Raw genomic sequence first — 20034 nt, 5'->3', positions numbered from 1 at the left:
CGTTTCACCCTCACCGTTTGAATCTCACTGAAGGAGCAACTCCCATGAAGGCAGTACTCAACGGCACCGTCATCGCCGAAGCACCGCAGGCAGATCTTCTCAAGATCGAGGGCAACTGGTACTTCCCACCGGCGAGCGTGAACTCCGAGTTCCTCGTCGAGAGCCCCACGCAGTACACCTGCTCCTGGAAGGGCGCGTGCCAGTACTTCAGCGTCAAGGACGGTGAGACTCTGCTGCAGGATCGCGCCTTCAGTTACCCGACTCCGCCCTCGGCCTCCTTCGACCGGGTCGGCCAGGACTACAGCAACTACGTCGCCTTCTGGAAAGAGGTCCAGGTCTCCGAGTAGCCCGCTCCCGGCCGGACGGACGGCCCGGGTAATCGGTGGTCGAGCCTGTCGAGACCATTGGGCAGCGCTAGGGCTTCGCCGCCCCCGCAGCCTGTCGCCGGGCGGCGGCCGTGATCTCGCGCCGTGTCCACCGGATCAGGAACCGCTTGTCGAATCCGCGCACGCACAACCCGCAGGCGAACGCCCGGGTGGGTTGTCGGTAACGATAGTGCGCGTGGCCGGCCGGGCAGGTGCCGACCCACGGGGCGAGCTCGTCGGCGATGTCGCCGTCGTGCGTGCTCTTGCCGTCATAGCCGAGGTTCCGCGCGATCACCTTCCACTTCGGCCCGTGGCCGGCGCGCGGTCCGGCCAGAGCGTGCGCGACCTCGTGCAGCAGGATCTGGTGCACGTCATCGTCTTCGTAGCGCGCCGCCAGGTAGCGGGACACGGTGATGCGCCGCACGGTGAAGTTGCAGAGCCCCGCTCGCTTCTTCGCGTTGTCGAAGGCGAAGGTCCAGCTGGGATCGAGGTGCAGCGTGATCAACGCGTCCGCCCAGTGCCGCACCCGGTCGAGGTCGGCCATCAGGGTGCGACCGCCACCTGGTAAAGCCGGTCGTCGCCGGAGGAAGGGGTGCCGCGGCCATCCGTATTATTGCTCACGAACCACAGTGTGCCATCGGGCCCCGACACCACATCGCGCAGCCGCCCGAAGCTGTTCCCAAACCAGTCATCGACCTCGCCTGTGGAGGGATCGATGCGCCACAGCCGCTCGCCGCGCAGGGCCGCCATGAAGATGGTGTCGTTCACGATGGCGAGCCCGCTCGGGCTGGCCTCACTGGTGGGCCACTGCTGCTCCGGGTCGAGGTAGCCGGAGTCCGCGCTCTGTCCCCGGCCCTCGACGATCGGCCAGCCATAGTTGCCGCCCGGGGTGATGAGGTTGAGCTCGTCCCAGGTGTTCTGTCCAAACTCGCTGGCCCAGAGTCGGCCGCTGGAGTCCCAGGCGATCCCCTGCGGGTTGCGGTGGCCGTAAGAGTAGACGAGCGTGCCGAACGGGTTGTCGTCCGGCACGGCGCCGGTCGGCGTCATCCGCAGGATCTTGCCGCCGAGGGAACCCAGGTCCTGGGCGTTCTCGGGGTTCCCGGCGTCGCCGACCGTGGCGTAGAGCAGGCCGTCCGGGCCGAAACCGAGCCGACCGCCGTTGTGGTTACCCGCCTTCGGGATGCCGCCCTGCACCGGTTCGGATGCGCCGAGGGTGTGGCTTCCGACCGTGCCGAGCAGCGGCATCCGTACGATCTTGTTGTCGTCGGCGGACGTGAAGTAGGCGTAGACCCACCCGGTTCCGCCCGGTGCGGCCGGGTCGGCCAGTGCGGCGAGGCCGAGCAGCCCGCCTTCACCGCCCGGGCTCGCCGCGGCGAGCCGGCCGGCGTCGCGCAGGCTACCGTCGGGCAGGAGTTCGCGCATGAGGGTCGTGTCGCGTTCGCTGATCAGGGTGCCGTCGTTCGGCAGTCGCAGGACCGACCAGGGGGCATCCAGCCCGGATGCGATCACGACCGGGGCGTCGACCGGCCGCACCGATGGCCCGGCGGTGCCGGTCGGCCCGGGTGCAACGGTGTCGGACGGAACCGGCCGGGCGGGGGTCGAGGTTTCTGCCGCGGGCCCGGGCGCGGTCGCCGTGCACGCGCTGAGCAGCAGGAGCGCGCCCAGGGCCAGCACCCCGGCCGCGCCGCTGCGTGGTGGCATCCGCCCGCTCATCTTCCACCTCCTTCGCACCGGCACGCTCGCCGGCGCTGTGTCCAGCATGCCCCGAATTTCTGCTTCGTGGTGAGTGGCCCGTTCCGTGCGTAGCTCCTGCAAATCGATGTCTGGATGCAGCCGGCCGGTCAATCGCCGGCCGGCGCCCCGCGGTGCCGACGCGCTACTGCTGTAAGCGGGACTGTCGCCGCTCGGCAATGAATGACTCGACCACCGCAACGGCGACGAGCGCACTCTCGAGGAGGGCGGGTGTAGCGCCGGCCTGCTCCCGCAGCGTCACCGAGGCCGTGAAGTCTGCCAGGGCGGCGTCGAGGTCGCCCTGTTCGAAGTGAACCTTGCCGCGGCTTTCCCGGGCGAACGCCGCGACGGCGCCCCACTCGTGCGTCTCGGACTCGAGCACACAATGGGTCAGCTCGGTCACCGCCTCGTCGAGCTTGCCTCGGTACTGCTGTACCTGGGCGCGACGGATGCGACTGAACGCGAGTTCTTCCCGCGACCCGGTGAACCGGGACTGGCGCAGCGCAGTGTTCGCCATGTCCCAGGCCTCGTCGATCCGGCCGGTCAGCCGCAATAGCACGACCTTCTCGTTGAGGGCGGACAGGCTGCGAAGCTCGCCGAGTTCTTCGAGGCGCAGCTCAGCAGCAGAGAGGTCGACTTTCTCACGCAGGGTGACGGCGTCATAGCCAATGATGATGGGCAGGGTGTGGTCCTGAGGCGAAGGCGGCACATGCCGCGGAGTAAACGTGGTCCCAACCAGCGTAGCCGGGCCGGGCCGGGCTGGTCCCCGATCCGGCCTGATCCACCGGCATCCGTCGCCCTCGTCCCCCCGCCGCGAGCCGCACACGTGGCTAACTCAGGAGATCCCAGCGCGTGAGCACATAAAGCCGCATGAACACGGATGCCCGCAGCACCTTGGCCCCGGATCTCCTGAGTTGGCCACACATCACCCGGCGCGCGACGCCCAACCCGTGACCCCCGGCGTAACCGCGGCTCAGCTGCCGAGTTGGAACACCGTGCGGCCGGGCAGCGGGGACGGGGTGGCCGTCACATCCGTCGTCACCATCGCGGTCGCCATGAAGTGCGTGAGCTCAGCACCCTCGACCACTTTCGACGGATGCGGCCCGCCCGCCAGCAGCCGCGACACCCAGCTCGTGTCGATGGGGGTGTGCGCGGCGACGAAGACGATATTGCCGAACCGGCGCCCCTTGAGCACCTGGGTCTCCGCGAGGGCGAGCACGTGTCCGAAGACGGCTGACAGCGTCGCGGCCTGTGAGCGGGCGAACGGCAGACCGGGCCCGTCGGCGACGTTCACGACGAGCACCCCGCGCGGCGACAGAAGGGGAGCGGCCAACTCGTAGAACTCGCGGCTGGTCACGTGGGCCGGGGTGCGGGCCCCGGAGAAGATGTCGACGACGACGAGGTCCACCGCGCCGTGCAGCCCGGCCGGCAGCTTGGCCAGAACCTCGCGGGCATCACCGTGCCGCACGCGCAGCTGCGCCCGCTTGTCCCAGGGCAGCTCGCGGCGAACGAAATCGATCAGGTCGCTCTCCAGCTCCACGACCTGCTGGCGGGAGCCCGGCCGGGTCGCCTCCACGTATCGGGGGAGGGTCAGCGCGCCGGCGCCGAGGTGCACGGCGGTGATCGGCTCGCCCACCTCGCCGATCAGGTCGATCACGTGACCGATCCGCTGCACGTATTCGAAGAACAGCTCGCCCGGATCGTCCAGGTTCACGTTCGACTGCGGCGTGCCGTCCACGATCAGGTTGAAGCTGCCCGGGGTGAATCGGTCGGGCTCGATGACGGCGTGGTGGCCGCTCAATTTCAAGGTGATCGACGGATGTTGCGCTACAGGCCTGCTCATCCCTCAAGTCTGCGCCCTCCGCAGTCTGCACCGGGGCGGCCCGAAACCGGGTTATACCTGAGAATTTATGGCACGTCAAGAATTGAGTGGACATGGTGAACTAACCGGCATATAGTTGTTCTTTGCGCTCCCAGACTAAACTCTGCCTTCATATTGCGGTCGGCTTTGCGTGCTCAAGCCACCTTGACGCATACCTCGTTCCAGGATTTCAGAACACCGGAATTTCAGAACGCGAGGGTCTGAGGAGTTCGTACTCGGTATTCCTTACTAACAGTGACTAGACCTGACGGGGTCCACGGAGGTTATTTCCTTGGCTGCTGCGCGCAACGCAACCACCAACTCACCCAAGAACGGACGCGCCGCTGGCCGTCTTTCGTTCGCGAAGATCACCGACAATCTGACTGTTCCGGATCTGCTTGCTTTGCAGACCGAGAGCTTCGATTGGCTCGTCGGTAACGACAACTGGAAACAGCGTGTCGCAGAAGGCCAGGCGGCCGGTCGACAGGACCTGCCGACTCGCACCGGGCTCGACGAGATCTTCGAAGAGATCTCACCCATCGAGGACCTCGGCGAAACGATGCAGCTGTCGTTCACCAACCCGGAACTCGAGCCGGAGAAGTACACCATTGACGAGTGCAAGGAAAAGGGTAAGACCTACTCCGCACCTCTCTATGTGAACGCTGAGTTCATGAACCACCTCACCGGTGAGATCAAGACCCAGACCGTGTTCATGGGTGACTTCCCGCTGATGACCCCCAAGGGCACCTTCGTGATCAACGGCACCGAGCGTGTCGTTGTCTCACAGCTGGTCCGCTCCCCGGGCGTCTACTTCGACCGCCAGCAGGAGAAGACGTCCGACAAGGACATCTACTCCGCTCGCGTCATCCCGAGCCGCGGTGCCTGGCTCGAATTCGAGATTGACAAGCGCGACCAGGTCGGCGTTCGCATCGACCGCAAGCGCAAGCAGTCCGTCACCGTCTTCCTCAAGGCCCTCGGCCTCACGAGCGAAGAGATCCTCGAGGAGTTCAAGGGCTTCGCGTCGATCGAACTCACCCTGGAGAAGGACAACATCCTCACCAAGGAAGAAGCCCTCAAGGACATCTACCGCAAGCTGCGTCCGGGCGAGCAGGTTGCCGCCGAGGCCGCGCGTGCGCTCCTCGACAACTTCTTCTTCAACTCCAAGCGCTACGACCTGGCCAAGGTCGGTCGTTACAAGATCAACCGCAAGCTCGGACTCGAAGCGCCGCTCAGCGACTCCGTGCTGACACTCAAGGACATCCTGGCCACGATCAAGTACCTGGTTGCGCTGCACGACAACCAGACCACGATCGCCGGCGTCCGCGACGGCAAGCAGACCGACATCCGCATCGACATCGACGACATCGACCACTTCGGCAACCGTCGCATCCGTGCCGTCGGCGAGCTCATCCAGAACCAGGTGCGCACCGGCCTGTCCCGCATGGAGCGCGTCGTTCGCGAGCGCATGACCACGCAGGACATCGAAGCGATCACCCCGCAGACCCTGATCAACGTGCGCCCCGTCGTCGCCGCGATCAAGGAGTTCTTCGGTACCAGCCAGCTGTCGCAGTTCATGGACCAGAACAACCCGCTCGCCGGACTGACGCACAAGCGTCGCCTGTCCGCGCTGGGTCCGGGTGGTCTGTCCCGTGACCGTGCCGGCGTCGAGGTGCGAGACGTTCACCCCTCGCACTACGGCCGCATGTGCCCCATCGAAACCCCGGAAGGCCCGAACATCGGCCTGATCGGTTCGCTCGCCTCGTTCGCGCGGATCAACGCCTTCGGTTTCATTGAGACCCCGTACCGCCGCGTCGTCGATGGCAAGGTCATGAACGACCAGATCGACTACCTCACCGCCAGCGAAGAAGACGAGTTCATCGTCGCCCAGGCGAACGCCCCGCTCACCAAGGATTGGCACTTCGCCGACGCCCGTGTTCTCGCCCGCAAAAAGGGTGGAGAGGTCGACCTTTTCCCCGCGGAAGACATTGGCTACATGGATGTTTCGCCTCGCCAGATGGTGTCCGTCGCCACCTCGCTCATCCCGTTCCTCGAGCACGACGATGCGAACCGCGCCCTCATGGGTGCCAACATGCAGCGTCAGGCCGTCCCGCTCCTGATGAGCGAGAGCCCGCTCGTCGGTACCGGCATGGAGGTCTTTGCGGCCATCGACGCCGGTGACGTGCTCACCGCCGACAAGGCCGGCGTGGTGATGGAGGTTTCGGCCGACGTCGTCACCATTCAGCTCGACGAGGGCGGCACGCAGGAGTACTACCTGCGCAAGTTCGCGCGCTCCAACCAGGGCACGAGCTACAACCACCGCGTCATCGTGCAGGCCGGCGAGCGGATCGAAGTCGGCGAAGTCATCGCCGATGGCCCCGCCACCGAAAACGGAGAACTCGCTCTAGGCAAGAACCTGCTCGTCGCGTTCATGCCATGGGAAGGCTACAACTTCGAGGATGCGATCATCCTGAGCCAGAACCTGGTCAAGGACGACACCCTCTCGTCGATTCACATCGAGGAATACGAGGTTGACGCTCGCGACACCAAGCTGGGCAAGGAAGAGATCACCCGCGACCTGCCCAACGTGTCGCCTGATCTGCTCGCCGACCTCGACGAACGCGGCATCATCCGGATCGGTGCCGAGGTTCGCCCCGGCGACATCCTCGTCGGCAAGGTCACGCCCAAGGGCGAGACCGAGCTGTCCGCCGAGGAGCGCCTGCTGCGTGCCATCTTCAACGAGAAGAGCCGCGAAGTTCGCGACACGAGCCTCAAGGTTCCCCACGGTGAGCGCGGCACCATCATCGGTGTCAAAGTCTTCGACTCGCAGGACGGCGACGACGAGCTCGGCTCGGGCGTCAACCAGCGCGTCGCGGTCTTCATCGCGCAGAAGCGCAAGATCACCGAGGGTGACAAGCTCGCCGGCCGTCACGGCAACAAGGGTGTCATCTCCCGCATCCTGCCGATCGAGGACATGCCGTTCCTCGCCGACGGAACCCCGGTCGACATCATCCTCAACCCGCTGGGCATCCCGGGCCGCATGAACTTCGGTCAGGTTCTGGAAACCCACTTGGGCTGGATCGCCAAGCAGGGCTGGCAGGTGGAAGGCAAGCCCAAGTGGGCCGGCCGTCTGCCCGAGGCCGCGCACAGCGCAGCTCCGAACACCAAGGTCGCGACCCCGGTATTCGACGGCGCGCTCGAGGTCGAGATCGAGGGTCTTCTCGACTCGACGACCCCGACTCGTGACGGCGACCGCCTGATCGACCGCACCGGTAAGACCCAGTTGTTCGACGGCCGCTCCGGCGAGCCGTTCCCCAACCCGGTTTCCGTGGGCTACATGTACATCCTGAAGCTGCACCACCTTGTCGATGACAAGATCCACGCCCGTTCCACCGGCCCCTACTCCATGATCACGCAGCAGCCGCTGGGTGGTAAGGCGCAGTTCGGCGGACAGCGTTTCGGTGAGATGGAGGTGTGGGCGCTCGAAGCATACGGAGCCGCTTATGCCCTGCAGGAACTCCTGACCATCAAGAGCGATGACATCCTCGGCCGGGTGAAGGTCTACGAGGCCATCGTCAAGGGCGAGAACATTCAGGAGCCGGGTATCCCCGAGAGCTTCAAGGTTCTGATCAAGGAAATGCAGTCGCTGTGCCTGAACGTCGAGGTGCTGTCGAGCGACGGTACCGCCGTCAGCCTGCGCGACACGGATGACGAGGTGTTCCGCGCTGCGGAAGAACTCGGCATCAACATTTCCACCCGGTTTGAGTCGTCTTCGATCGACGACATCTAGGCCCGGCCGATGACGAACACTTCGAATACTTTCCAAGGAGAGAAATTGCTCGACGTAACCACATTTGACGAGCTTCGCATTGGCCTTGCGACCGCCGACGACATCCGTCGCTGGTCTCACGGTGAGGTCAAGAAGCCCGAAACAATCAACTACCGCACGCTCAAGCCGGAAAAAGACGGCCTGTTCGGCGAGCAGATCTTCGGCCCGTCCAGGGACTGGGAATGCTCATGCGGCAAGTACAAGCGAGTGCGCTTCAAAGGCATCGTCTGCGAGCGCTGCGGCGTCGAGGTCACGAAGTCGTCGGTGCGCCGTGAGCGCATGGGCCACATCGAGCTCGCCGCCCCGGTCACCCACATCTGGTACTTCAAGGGTGTCCCCTCGCGTCTCGGCTACCTGCTGGACATGGCTCCGAAGGACCTCGAAAAGGTCATCTACTTCGCCGCGTACATGGTCATCACGGTTGACGAAGACGGCCGCCACCAGGACATGCCCGGCCTTGAGAACGAGCTCCGCCTCGAGATCAAGACCATCGAGGGCCAGCGCGATTCCCGCATCGCCGACCGTCTGCAGCGCCTGGAAACCGACCTCGCGGCACTGGAGGCCGAAGGCGCCAAGAGCGACCAGAAGAAGCGCACCAAGGACGCCGCCGAAAAGGAGATGAGCCAGGTCCGCAAGTCTCTCGACGAGCAGATCGCTCACCTCGAGCGCGTTTGGGAAGACTTCCGCACCCTCAAGGTCGGCGACCTGAAGCCCGAAGACTCCGTCTTCCACGAGCTGCAGGACCGTTTCGGCATGTACTTCGAGGCCTACATGGGCGCCGAAGCCATCAAGAAGCGCCTGCTGGCCTTCGACCTGGTCACCGAGAGCGAAAACCTGCACCTGCAGATCGCCGAGGGCAAGGGCCAGAAGAAGATCCGTGCGATCAAGCGCCTCCGCGTGGTCAACGCGTTCATCATCACCGGCAACTCGCCGGCCGCGATGGTGCTCGACGTCGTCCCCGTGATCCCGCCCGAACTGCGCCCGATGGTGCAGCTCGACGGTGGCCGCTTCGCGACCTCCGACCTCAACGACCTCTATCGTCGCGTGATCAACCGCAACAACCGCCTGCGTCGTCTGCTTGACCTCGGTGCCCCCGAGATCATTGTGAACAACGAGAAGCGGATGCTGCAGGAGGCCGTTGACGCACTCTTCGACAACGGTCGTCGTGGCCGCCCCGTCACGGGTACCGGAAACCGCGCCCTCAAGTCACTGAGCGACATGCTCAAGGGCAAGCAGGGTCGTTTCCGTCAGAACCTGCTCGGCAAGCGCGTCGACTACTCCGGCCGTTCGGTCATCGTCGTCGGCCCGCAGCTCAAGCTGCACCAGTGTGGTCTGCCCAAGCAGATGGCACTCGAGCTGTTCAAGCCGTTCGTGATCAAGCGCCTGATCGACCTGAGCCACGCTCAGAACATCAAGGCCGCCAAGCGCATGGTCGAGCGTTCACGCCCGCAGGTCTGGGACGTGCTCGAGGAGATCATCCGCGAGCGCCCCGTGCTGCTGAACCGGGCACCGACGCTCCACCGCCTCGGCATCCAGGCGTTCGAGCCTCAGCTCGTGGAGGGTAAGGCGATCCAGCTGCACCCTCTCGTCTGTGCCGCGTTCAACGCCGACTTCGACGGTGACCAGATGGCAGTTCACCTGCCGCTGTCGATGGAAGCCCAGGCCGAAGCGCGCATCCTGATGCTCGCCTCGAACAACATCCTGAAGCCGTCTGACGGTCGCCCGGTGACCCTGCCCACCCAGGACATGATCATCGGTCTGCACCACCTGACCACGCTCAAGGAAGGCGTCATCGGCGAGGGCCGGGCGTTCTCCTCGATCGCGGAAGCGATTCTCGCTTTCGACCAGAAGAAGGACGCGAACCAGGGCCTCGACCTGAACGCCAAGGTGCGCATCCGTTTGGCCGACAAGTACTTCGAGGAGGGCACGCAGCCCGAAGGCGTCGAACTCGTCAACGGCCAGGCCGTCGGAACCGTGTTGGTGACCACCACGCTCGGCCGCGCGATCTTCAACGAGGCCATGCCGGTTGACTACCCGTACTTCGAAAAGGTCGCCGACAAGGGCAGCCTCTCGGCGATCGTCAACGACCTCGCCGAACGGTACCCGAAGGTGGAAGTCGCCGCGACGCTTGACCGCGTCAAGGACGCCGGTTTCTACTGGGCCACCCGGTCCGGTGTGACCGTGGCGCTCAGCGACATCCTGACCCCGCCGAACAAGCCGCAGATCGTTGCCGGCTATGAGAAGCAGGCCGCCAAGGTGCAGTCGCAGTTCGAGAAGGGTCTCACGACCGACCTCGAGCGTCGCCAGGAGCTCATCCAGATCTGGACCAAGGCAACCGAAGACGTCGCCGCGGCCATGCAGGAGAACTTCCCGGCCGACAACACCATCAACCGCATGGTCACCTCCGGTGCCCGTGGTAACTGGCTGCAGGTGCGGAACATCGCTGGTATGCGAGGCCTGGTCAACAACCCGAAGGGTGAGATCATTCCTCGCCCGATCATCTCGAGCTACCGCGAAGGCCTGTCCGTCGCCGAGTACTTCATTGCTACTCACGGTGCTCGTAAGGGTCTGGCCGACACGGCTCTGCGTACCGCCGACTCCGGGTACCTCACGCGTCGTCTCGTGGACGTCTCGCAGGATGTCATCATCCGCGAAGACGACTGTGGCACGACCAAGGGTCTGGAACTGCCGATCGCCGAGGTCAACCCGATGGGCGATCTCGTCCGCCACCCCAACGTGGAGAACGCGGTCTACGCTCGCAGCCTGGCCACCCCGGCGGTCAACGCCAAGGGTGAGATCGTGGCTGACGCCGGCGACGACGTGGGTGACGTGCTCATCGACAAGCTGGTCGAGGCCGGTGTCGAGACCATCAAGGTGCGCTCCGTGCTGACCTGTGAGTCGGCCGTCGGAGTGTGTGCGGTCTGCTACGGCCGCTCGCTCGCCACCGGGCTGCTCGTCGACATCGGTGAGGCCGTCGGTATCATCGCCGCACAGTCCATCGGTGAACCGGGTACCCAGCTCACGATGCGTACTTTCCACACCGGTGGATCGGCATCCGCCGACGACATCACCCAGGGTCTGCCTCGTGTGCAGGAACTGTTTGAGGCGCGTACCCCCAAGGGTGCGTCGCCGATCGTCGACACCGCCGGTCGCATCACCATCGAGGACACCGACCGCAGCCGGAAGGTCATCCTGACCCCCGACAACGGCGATGAGCCGATTGCCTACCCGGTGCTCAAGCGCTCCACTCTCCTCGTCGAGGATGGCCAGCATGTCGAGCTCGGCACGCAGATCATCATCGGCGCCGTCGACCCGAAGGAAGTTCTTCGCGTCAAGGGTGTTCGCGCCGTGCAGAAGCACATCGTCGGTGGAGTGCAGGATGTCTACCGGTCGCAGGGTGTGCCGATTCACGACAAGCACATCGAGGTCATCGTTCGCCAGATGCTGCGCAAGGTGACCGTCGTCGAGCACGGCGACACCGGCCTGCTCCCCGGCGAGCTCGTTGACCGGTTGAAGTACAACGACCTCAACCGCACCGCGCTCACCGAGGGCAAGAAGACGGCGTCGGCTCGTCAAGAAGTCATGGGTATCACCAAGGCTTCGCTGGCGACCGAGTCCTGGCTGTCGGCCGCTTCCTTCCAGGAGACCACCCGGGTTCTGACCCAGGCGGCCATGGAAGGCAAGAGCGACCCGCTGATGGGCCTCAAGGAGAACGTGATCATCGGTAAGTTGATCCCGGCCGGCACCGGTCTTCCCCGCTACCGCGACGTCACCGTCGAGGCAACGGATGAAGCCAAGGCTGAGCGTTACCCGAACCGCATCTTCACCGATGATGCAGCGTTCAACGAGGGTGACCTGAGCTTCGTCGACTTCGACAGCTTTTCGTCGGATGACTTCACCCCCGGCACCTACAACTAGTCACTAGCGATAGGTTCCACGGACGGCCTCCTGCCTCGGCAGGGGGCCGTCCGTGGTTAAGCCCGTTCGCCCCCGCTGGTCGAGCCTGTCGAAACCCGAGCCTGTCGAGACCCGCGATAGGCTGGTCCAGAATCTTTCTGGGGGTATCGCATGGGTGCAGGTCCGGTGTCCGCTTCGGCAATGACGCGTCGACGGATGTGGGTGCTCCTCGGCGCCGTCGGCTCCATGCTGGTCATCGCCCTCATTGTCCTGCTCATTGTCTGGCGGGGCGGCGCGGGCGCGCCGGAGGGAGAGGCGGTCGGGCGGCCGCAGCCGCACTCGTCCCCTGCGCCCCTGGCCCTCGCCAGTGTGCCTGCTCCGACGGCCACGACGGATGGGCCGCATCCGTCGACCTGTGATGAGCTCTACAGCCCGGCGATCGTGGCCGCTTTCGATGACCTGGTGCTCAACCCGGCCTGGGTCGCTGAGGAGAACTCGGACGTCAACCGCGGGTCCGGGGACCCGGAGTTGATCGCCCTGATCGACGCTGCCGGGGAGCGCCTCACCTGCGTGTGGGCGAACGCCAACGGCGGGTCCGGCCTGGGACTGACCACGGAGCTGGTGTGGGTGACCCCGGAACAGTCGACCAAGATTCAAAGCCGGCTGACCGCCGCAGGTATGAACTGCTACGAGGAACTCGGCGGAATGCGTTGCCTCATCGAGACAACGAAGGATGGTGAACTCGTCGGTGAGTCGCACTTTCTGCGCGACGGCATCTGGCTGGCCACCAGATATGTCAATACCGGACCGGACGGCTACACGCACGACATCATCGCCAACGTGTGGGCCGACGAGTAGTCGCCGGGGAGATCCGCAATCCGCGCACAAAGTAGGGTAGAAGCAACGACCGGCAGACCTGCTTTTCGGAAGCAGAGGAACAGTATGCGGTTGGTCGGGCAGCTCGGTGGGGCGCTAGTCGGTGCCATGGGACTCCTGGTGCTGGTCAGTTGGTACGTCGGAGTCGACGCCCTGCCGCCCGTGCTCCGCGACCTGCTGGCGATGAAGCCGATGGCAGCCCTGGGGCTCGTGCTGGTGGCGGTTGCCGTGCTGGCCGTCGATCGTCGCAGGCTGACCGTGACCCTGGGTCTGCTGGCACTGATGATCGGCGCCCTCACGATCGCGGAGTTCGTCGTCGGCCGATCACTCGGCATCGATGTGCTCCTGCCGGGAATCGACTTCGGCGGGCGGTCGGAGCGGATGGCGCCGTCCACGTCGGTGGCGCTGGTCCTGCTCGGTGCGTCCGTCATCGCCAGCCGGGCCGCTCGATCCGCCGTGATGCTCGGCTTCGCATTCGCGGCTCTGGGCGTCAGCCTGGTCGCGATCCTGGGTTATGCCTATGGCGTCTCCTCGCTGTATTCGCTGGGCGGCTACACGAGTATGGCCTGGCAGACGGCCTTGGGCGTCGGAATCCTCGCCACGGCCCTGTTGATTCAGCGCCCCGATGCCGGTCTGATCGGCCTCTTCCGAGACGGTGGCAGTGCGGGTCGGCTCCTCCGCCAGGTCATTCCATTCCTAGTTCTGGGACCGTTCATCCTCGGTTGGCTGCGGCTGTGGGGACAGCGCCAGGGCTGGTACGACACGGCCTTCGGCGTCGCCATCCTGATCCTCGGCATGACAGTGCTCAGCTGCGTGCTGGCGTGGGTCGCTGCCCGCCGGCTGCGTGACCTCGATCGTCAGCGTGATGGCGCGATGCAGGCTCTCGCTGAGGCCAACCACACGTTGGAGGCGACGGTCGAGAACCGAACCCGCCAGCTCGCGGAGACGGCCGACACGCTGCACACCCTCATCAAGATCGCACCCGTTGGAATCGTGCAGATGGATGCCGCGGGCGGGCTCGTGTCCGCCAACGACCAGTGGCTGGCACTCAGCGGCCTCACGAAGAGTCAGTCGCGCCGCGACGGCTGGGCCACCGCGCTCCATCCGGATGACGCGGAACGGGTGCTCCTCGGTTGGGAAGCGAGCGCCGCAGCCGGCGAGCCCTTCGAAACCACCCTGCGGTTCCGCACCCCTGAGGGCCACATCAACTGGGTGCAGGTGAACACCGCTCCGATGCGTGATGAGAAGGGCATCATCGGGCACCTGGCCAGCGTCACCGATGTCACCGCGCAGCGTGAGGCCGAGAACGCGGCCACGGCCGCCGCGGCCCGGTTCGAGGCTGCCTTCGCTTCCTCGCCGTTGGGAACGGCCATCGTGACGCTCGACGGACAGGTAGTGGCCGCCAACAGGCGGCTCCTGGAACTGGCGGGTCACCAGAACCCGCTTGTCAGCGCCCATATCGAGACGATCTTCATGCCGGCTGAGGACGCTGACGATGAGGAGATGGAGAGCGCTGGCCTGGAAGGTCCGTCGACCCGACAACGCATCGACCGGCGGATGCGCCACGAAGGCAATCAGGAAACCTGGGTCAAGGTCAGCATCGCCGAGATCTTCGAGGGCGACCAGGCCGGGGGACTGCTGTACCAGCTGGAGGACATCACCGCCCGACGCCTGGCCGAGGCGCGGGTTGAGCACCTGGCATTCCACGACCCGCTGACGAACCTGCCCAACCGTCTGCTCCTGCTCGACCGGTTGAAGCAGGCGCTTCTGCAGGCGTCGCGCCAGGGTCGCGGCGTTGCGGTGCTATTCATCGACCTCGACCGGTTCAAGTTCGTCAATGACAGCCTTGGGCACCACGCCGGTGACACAGTGCTGAACGAGGTTGCCATCCGCCTCCGGCAAAGCATCCGGGCCGGCGACACGGTGTCCCGGATCGGAGGCGACGAGTTCGTCGTGATCTGCCCGGATGTCGGTGGCAGCGAGGATGTGCACCGGATTGCCGATTCGATCCAGGCGGCCATCGCGCGGCCGATCACGATCGGCGACCAGTCGGCATCCGTCGACGCCAGCATCGGGATTGCTTTCGGCCTCGGGCACGACGATGCCGAACTGCTCCTGCGCAATGCGGATCAGGCCATGTACCTGGCGAAGGACCGCGGGCGCGCCCGCTACGAGGTCTTCGACGACGACCTGCGGTACCGCATCCATCAGCGGCTCGACAGCGAGTTGGCCCTGCGCGACGCGGTGGAACTGGGCCAGATCGAATCCTGGTATCAGCCGATCGTGGATCTGCAGGACCACAAGGTGGTGGCGACCGAGGCTTTGGCACGCTGGCGGAGGCCCGAGCGCGGGCTCGTGATGCCGGGTGACTTCATTGCTCTCGCCGAGGAAGTGGGTCTGATCAAGGGAATCGGATCGACGGTGCTCGGCCAGGCGTGCCGGGCGGCCAGGGGGCTGGCTCAGGGAGTGGCGGTCAGCGTCAACGTGTCCGCGCGGCAATTCGTGCAGGATGACTTCGGTGACGTCGTCAAGCGGGCCCTCGCCGAGTCGGGTCTGCCGCCGGAACAGCTCTGGCTGGAGCTGACCGAGAGCGCGGTGCTCGACGCCATCGATTCCGCGGCCCGGACCTTCCAGGAGCTGCGGAGCTTGGGCGTGCGGCTGGCCATCGACGACTTCGGCACGGGGTATTCATCTTTCACGCACCTGCGCGCGTTCACGGTTGACCTGCTCAAGATCGACCTGACGTTCATTCGCGACGTCGAGAGCTCCGATCACGATCGCGCGATCGTGGAGGGAATCCTGCGTCTGGCCGATTCCCTGAACCTGGATGTCGTCGCCGAGGGCATCGAGTCGACGAGCCAGCGGGACCTGCTGAGATCCATGGGCTGCCGCTTCGGCCAGGGCTATCTTTTCTCCAAGCCCACGCCGTCCGTGCATCCCGAAGTGCAGTTCGCCCACTAGCCCTGGCGCTCTGCGGTGCCCGGGGCGGAGGGTGATGTCGCAGCCGCCCTATGAGAGTGCCACTGCTCGGCCTTATCCCGTCGGGTTCGCCCGGTCGAATTGAAGGCCGGCCTCGTAGCCCACCCAGCGTCGTTTCACCCACCGCACCTCGGCCACCTCCGGTTGTGCCAGGCTTCCGGGGATCTCGACGATGACGAGCGCTCCCGGTTCCAGACGGTGGCGGAGCGATAGGCGGCACCCGCCGAAGCCGATGTCCTCGACCGCTGCCGTGAGCGCCCCGGGATCCCGATCCAGGGATTCCGCTTCCGGATGATCGACGACGTCGAGTGCCAGCCCTCCCGCCGCGGCGGTGGGCACGCGGTCGACGGCGAACGCGGCCTCACGTTCCCGGGCGAGTTCGAGAGCTGGGCCGCGCTCGAAGAGGGTGACGAGATGCAAAACAGCCGACGAGCTGGTAGCCATCCGAACCTGGGCGCGCCGCCAGGGAAGCGTGGGCGTTGTGGCCCCACGTACTGCACGCCAGCCGGCAGTGGCGAGGTAGGCCTTCTCCTCCTCGTCTCCCCGGACCCAGCTCGGTGATTCGGTGATCACCTGTACCAGGTCCACGGTCTGCTCTGGGGTGAGCGGATCGAAACGGAAGCCGATCGTCACACCGTCCGAGGAGTTCACGATCCAGCTGCCTATTCCGGGCAGTTCGCCGACCTCAGGGATCTGAAGAGCGGTGACCGACGATGCCTTGGAGGCGAAGCCCTTCGGGTCGAGCCGCTCCGACCAGGGAATGGATATGCGTGCCCCCATCAGGCTCAGGTCGACGAGTTCACCCGGGTGAGCGCCAAAATTCTGGAAGGCTGCGGTCACCGGTGTACTCATCGGCGTGCGCTCGGCTGACCGGAGGCGTGGACGCTCAACGCACAGAGTGACGGCCAGCACCAGGCCGACCACGAAGTACAGGCACCAGAAGACGTTGATGTACAGCGCGCTCGTGTTGGCGAGTTCCGGGCTGAGGAAGATTCCTCGCACCAGGCCGACGGCCGCCAGGGTCAGAAGCACCAGGTGGGGGAGCGCGATTCGCCAGTGGAAGACCTGTTCTTTCAGGCCAACGCCCTTGGGGGTGACGTTGAAGGCTTTGACTCGCAGGCCCAGCGTCTCAGCTGCCGCGGAGAGCGCGATGGCGGGGGTCAGAGCCAATTCGTAGATGTTGCTCCAGGAATGGCTCCGGCGACGTCCGACGATGATGGCAAAACACAGCATCACGCAGAGATAGGTGGGCAGCCAGAAGATAAGCAGGGCCTCCACGCTCGTGTCCAGGGCGACCACCCCGAAGAGGAGGAAGAGCAGCGGGGTAATGATGTAGATCAGCTTGAAAACCCCGAAGTACCAGTAGACGACCGCATCGGAATAGAGCCACCTCTGCATGAGTGTGAGTCCGGGCAGGGTCAGTGGGTTCCACTTGCGGGCCGTCTGGATGTTGCCGCGGCACCAGCGGTCACGCTGCTTGAGCATGTCGGCCAGGTTCTCCGGGGCCAGCCCGGCCGCAATGATGTCCGGCACGAATTCGGTCCGGTACTTGGCCCCCTGGATCAGGAGGCCCGTGGCGAGATCCTCCGTGATCACACCCACTGCAAATCCGCCCACGCTTTCCAAAGCCGAGCGGCGGAACATCGTGTTGCTCCCCACGTACATCACCGCATTGAAGCGTGATTTGCCTGCCTGCAGGGTACGCATGAAGAAGTCCTGCTCGTTCGGCAAAGCCTGACCGGAGAACAGGTTGTACTGGAACGGGTCCTCGTTGTAGAACGCCTGGGGCGCCTGGACGAAGCCCAGCTCGGGGTCCTGAAAACGACCGACGGTGCGCTCCAGGAAGTCCGGCCGGGGAACCATGTCCGCGTCCAGGGTCACGATCAGGTCCCCGTCGCTCCGCCCAAGCGCATTGTTGAGGTTGCCGGCTTTGGCGTGAGCGTGGTCAGGCCGGATGAGATGGATGGCCCCGTACTCTTCGGCAAGTTGGCGCACTTCCTCACGCGCGCCGTCATCGCAGACGAAAACGCGAACGCCGTCGGTCGGATAGCGCATGCCCACGGCGCCGGCAATGGTCATCCGGAGCATTGACACGGGCTCGTTGTAGGTGGCAATGAACACGTCGACCCGCGGGAGCTCGTCTGCTGGCGGCAACGGCACAGTGCGCCCGGCGTATGGGGTCCAGAGGGTGACATACACCGCCAGCGATTGTGCGAATCCGAGTACTTCGACCGTTAACAGCAGAATGCCGGTCGCAGTGTTCCACCAGGCGTCGGACGGGATGGTGAACAACACGCGCCACGTGAGGTAGATGATTCGCACGACAATGGTGATCACGATGGCAGTCTTGTGCCCGAAGCCGGGGCGCCGGCGTGAACCGATCCAAAGCGTTTCCATCACGACCAGTATCAAGGCCGGATAGACAAGCATCCAGTACCAATTTTCAATCATCTTGCAGCCCCCTGGTCGTTCCTAGGGAAAACCTAGCAGTGCTGGTTCAGATTCGGTGAGCATCAGAATTTTCGGTTTCCCGGGGGTTTTGGTGATTGCAGGAGGGCGTTCTTGCCGGGCAGGGCCGCCGGCGTCCGCGAGCCATTGGTCGAGGTGGTGGGCTTCGGTCCGGGCGGGCGGGCGTTCGTAGCCGGGCCAGCGGCATCCGACGTAGCGGGCCACGATTCCCGCGCGTTGCTTCTCGGTGAATGAGGTGCTCCGCGAGGCCGATGTTGACGCATTGTCCGTCGTCGAGAAGTGTGACTGGACTACAGCCCCGACCTCTTACTCGGCAACGCCACCAGCGTCTGCTCTGGATCGACCTCGACCGGTGGCCTCAGCCAGCGCTGCGTTCCGGTGCGAATGATCGTCCAGTGCTGGTTGTGCAGTAGCAAATGGTGCGGATGGCACAGCAGCACTCCGTCGGCCAAATCGGTGTACCCGTTTTCCTTCAACCATTCGTTGACGTGATGGGCCTCAGTCCACGCCGGTGGCCTGTCACAGTCGATCCAGAGGCATCCGCCGTCGCGTACTGCCATTGCGGCGCGCTGGTGCTCGGTGAAGAGTCGTTCGTCGCGGCCGACGTTGATGATTTGGCCGTCCGCGTCGAATTTGATGCCGCGGGTTCCGGTGTCGCAGAGGAGTCGGTTGATGGTCTCCTGCGAGATGGGGACCGGGTTGCCCTCGATCTGCCCATGAGCGGCCCCTTCGGCGGGTTCGACGGGCCCAGATTCGCCCGTTTCAGTCTGGACGGTCGTCGGCGCCGGCCCGGTCTGGCCCTGCTGCCCGGCCGGGCCACCTTTCAGCGCCTTCTCGGTCACGATCACGCGCACCGAGGGGCGGCGTCCGCCGAAGACCCGGCCGGGTCGACCTCGCCGGCGATCTTCAGCAGCTGCACGAGGGAGTCCGCGGCGATCTGCTCGGTGCTGCGCGGGCTCTGTTGCATCTTCTTTGCCCAGGCTGCCCGCTCTGCGTCCACGAATCGAACCCCGCCGCGGCGGGGGCCCGTGATCGAGTCGAAGGTGGAGAGCACAAACTCACCGTCTTCGGGGGCAAACAGCCCGTTCAGGCGCACGGTGCCGTTGCCCAGCCGGTAGACCCGCAGGTAGCGGTCGTCGTAGGCCTGCTTCTCGCGGGCGGCAATGCCGGCCTCGTCAAGCCGGTCGCGCATCCGTCTCGCCTGCTTGAACACCTGATCGGCATTCAGTGACGACGCCTCGGTGAGGAGCGCCGCCAGGGCCACCCCGAGCTTCTCCGCGGTAACTGCCGCGTCGATCTGGCCGAGCCCGGCCCGGATCGCCTCGGCCGCGTCAACCGAGAGCGTGCCGGCGGTGACGGCCCGGGCGATCGGCGCCTGCCACGGCACCTTCGCCTCGAACTCGGCGACCTCGGCGGCATCCCTGTCGGGCGAGAACAGCGCCGCCTCGACCAGCCTGTCGGCCGCCTCGGCATCGGCCATCATCGTGCCGACCGCGACCAGCTTGTAGGCGTCGCCCTTGGACGAGCCGGTCGAGTTCTGAATCAGGGCCTCCGGCGAGAGATACCCCTGCTGCGCCGCCAAACCCGAGTGCCCGAGCTCCGGTCGGGAACGCTCGGCGATGGTCGCCGCCATCCAGGCGGCATAGGTATCGACGAGACGGCGGATCGAAGCGATTCGCTTCTGACCGGCCAACACCTCGGCATCAGGAAGGGCCGAGAAGTCAGCGCATGACGAGCCCAGCAGGGCCACGGCATCGGCCGCCTGCCTGAGGTCTTCCGCGAGGTTGGTCATGTTACGAGAATACCTCAACTCGCACCCAGTGTCGAGAGTTACTCACATAATTTGAGAGAATAATCGAATTTATCTCTGAGCAACTCCGGCCGCTCCGAAGCCGTCCAAGACCGCCGGTTGCCTCAATGGAGACCCCGGGGCGGTGAAGGTTTCCCGGGCGCAGGCGAGACCACCGGAACCGCCACCGTGACGCCCGCCCCGACCAACGCACCCACCGCTACAGATTCTCCGACCACCA

The 20034-nt window shown here is 65.2% G+C and carries 12 protein-coding genes; 5 read left to right on the top strand and 7 right to left on the bottom strand.

From position 1 onward, the window contains the following. Positions 1 to 44: 44 nt before the first annotated feature. Positions 45 to 347, top strand: a complete 303-nt coding sequence (locus E3O47_RS09540; protein ID WP_104100997.1) for a DUF427 domain-containing protein — start codon at positions 45 to 47, stop codon at positions 345 to 347. Positions 348 to 414: 67 nt separating this feature from the next. Here E3O47_RS09540 and E3O47_RS09535 read toward each other — a convergent pair whose 3' ends face one another. From E3O47_RS09535 to E3O47_RS09520, 4 genes are all read right to left on the bottom strand, one after another. Continuing rightward, a complete protein-coding gene (locus tag E3O47_RS09535) occupies positions 415 to 909 on the bottom strand; it encodes a SprT-like domain-containing protein (RefSeq protein WP_134420323.1) in 495 nt (164 codons plus the stop codon). After that, a complete protein-coding gene (locus E3O47_RS09530; RefSeq protein ID WP_241986150.1) occupies positions 909 to 2078 on the bottom strand; it encodes a PQQ-dependent sugar dehydrogenase in 1170 nt (389 codons plus the stop codon). The genes E3O47_RS09535 and E3O47_RS09530 overlap by 1 nt, the downstream gene beginning before the upstream one ends. Positions 2079 to 2241: 163 nt before the next feature. Further along, on the bottom strand, positions 2242 to 2805 hold the full coding sequence (locus tag E3O47_RS09525; protein WP_233191403.1) for a hypothetical protein: 564 nt from the start codon (positions 2803 to 2805) through the stop codon (positions 2242 to 2244). A 264-nt stretch (positions 2806 to 3069) separates the two neighbouring features. Next, positions 3070 to 3939, bottom strand: a complete 870-nt coding sequence (locus E3O47_RS09520; protein ID WP_134420321.1) for a fused MFS/spermidine synthase — start codon at positions 3937 to 3939, stop codon at positions 3070 to 3072. Between the two features lie 310 nt (positions 3940 to 4249). Here E3O47_RS09520 and rpoB point away from each other — a divergent pair, with 310 nt between their 5' ends. From rpoB to E3O47_RS09500, 4 genes are all read left to right on the top strand, one after another. Continuing rightward, on the top strand, positions 4250 to 7744 hold the full coding sequence (rpoB, locus tag E3O47_RS09515) for a DNA-directed RNA polymerase subunit beta (protein WP_104100993.1): 3495 nt from the start codon (positions 4250 to 4252) through the stop codon (positions 7742 to 7744). A 45-nt stretch (positions 7745 to 7789) separates the two neighbouring features. After that, positions 7790 to 11701 (top strand): DNA-directed RNA polymerase subunit beta', encoded by a 3912-nt coding sequence (locus E3O47_RS09510; RefSeq protein ID WP_104100992.1) that lies wholly within the window; start codon positions 7790 to 7792, stop codon positions 11699 to 11701. A gap of 180 nt (positions 11702 to 11881) precedes the next feature. Next, positions 11882 to 12538, top strand: a complete 657-nt coding sequence (locus E3O47_RS09505; RefSeq protein WP_134420319.1) for a hypothetical protein — start codon at positions 11882 to 11884, stop codon at positions 12536 to 12538. Between the two features lie 84 nt (positions 12539 to 12622). Next, the gene (locus E3O47_RS09500) at positions 12623 to 15517 is read left to right on the top strand and encodes a bifunctional diguanylate cyclase/phosphodiesterase (protein ID WP_134420317.1); all 2895 of its coding nucleotides are present in this window, start codon (positions 12623 to 12625) and stop codon (positions 15515 to 15517) included. Positions 15518 to 15589: 72 nt separating this feature from the next. Here E3O47_RS09500 and E3O47_RS09495 read toward each other — a convergent pair whose 3' ends face one another. The 3 genes from E3O47_RS09495 to E3O47_RS09485 all read right to left on the bottom strand — a co-directional run bounded on the left by E3O47_RS09495 (position 15590) and on the right by E3O47_RS09485 (position 19796). Next, on the bottom strand, positions 15590 to 17986 hold the full coding sequence (locus tag E3O47_RS09495) for a glycosyltransferase family 2 protein (RefSeq protein ID WP_134420315.1): 2397 nt from the start codon (positions 17984 to 17986) through the stop codon (positions 15590 to 15592). Positions 17987 to 18294: 308 nt separating this feature from the next. Beyond that, positions 18295 to 18846: a hypothetical protein gene (locus E3O47_RS09490; RefSeq protein ID WP_134420313.1), complete on the bottom strand. Its 552-nt coding sequence runs from the start codon at positions 18844 to 18846 to the stop codon at positions 18295 to 18297. A 2-nt stretch (positions 18847 to 18848) separates the two neighbouring features. Further along, a complete protein-coding gene (locus E3O47_RS09485; RefSeq protein ID WP_134420311.1) occupies positions 18849 to 19796 on the bottom strand; it encodes a DUF222 domain-containing protein in 948 nt (315 codons plus the stop codon). Positions 19797 to 20034: the final 238 nt, after the last annotated feature.

It is taken from the genome of Cryobacterium sp. TMT2-17-1 (genome assembly GCF_004402765.1).
In the GTDB taxonomy this organism is placed as follows: domain Bacteria; phylum Actinomycetota; class Actinomycetes; order Actinomycetales; family Microbacteriaceae; genus Cryobacterium; species Cryobacterium sandaracinum.
This window is presented reverse-complemented; position numbering and strand designations above follow the sequence as displayed.

Bases quoted from the DNA above. Each gene is read 5' to 3' on its own strand.
- E3O47_RS09540 (WP_104100997.1), top strand. From the start codon at position 45: ATGAAGGCAGTACTCAACGGCACCGTCATCGCCGAAGCACCGCAGGCA.
- E3O47_RS09535 (WP_134420323.1), bottom strand. From the start codon at position 909: ATGGCCGACCTCGACCGGGTGCGGCACTGGGCGGACGCGTTGATCACG.
- E3O47_RS09530 (WP_241986150.1), bottom strand. From the start codon at position 2,078: ATGAGCGGGCGGATGCCACCACGCAGCGGCGCGGCCGGGGTGCTGGCC.
- E3O47_RS09520 (WP_134420321.1), bottom strand. From the start codon at position 3,939: ATGAGCAGGCCTGTAGCGCAACATCCGTCGATCACCTTGAAATTGAGC.
- E3O47_RS09505 (WP_134420319.1), top strand. From the start codon at position 11,882: ATGACGCGTCGACGGATGTGGGTGCTCCTCGGCGCCGTCGGCTCCATG.
- E3O47_RS09500 (WP_134420317.1), top strand. From the start codon at position 12,623: ATGCGGTTGGTCGGGCAGCTCGGTGGGGCGCTAGTCGGTGCCATGGGA.
- E3O47_RS09495 (WP_134420315.1), bottom strand. From the start codon at position 17,986: ATGATTGAAAATTGGTACTGGATGCTTGTCTATCCGGCCTTGATACTG.
- E3O47_RS09485 (WP_134420311.1), bottom strand. From the start codon at position 19,796: ATGACCAACCTCGCGGAAGACCTCAGGCAGGCGGCCGATGCCGTGGCC.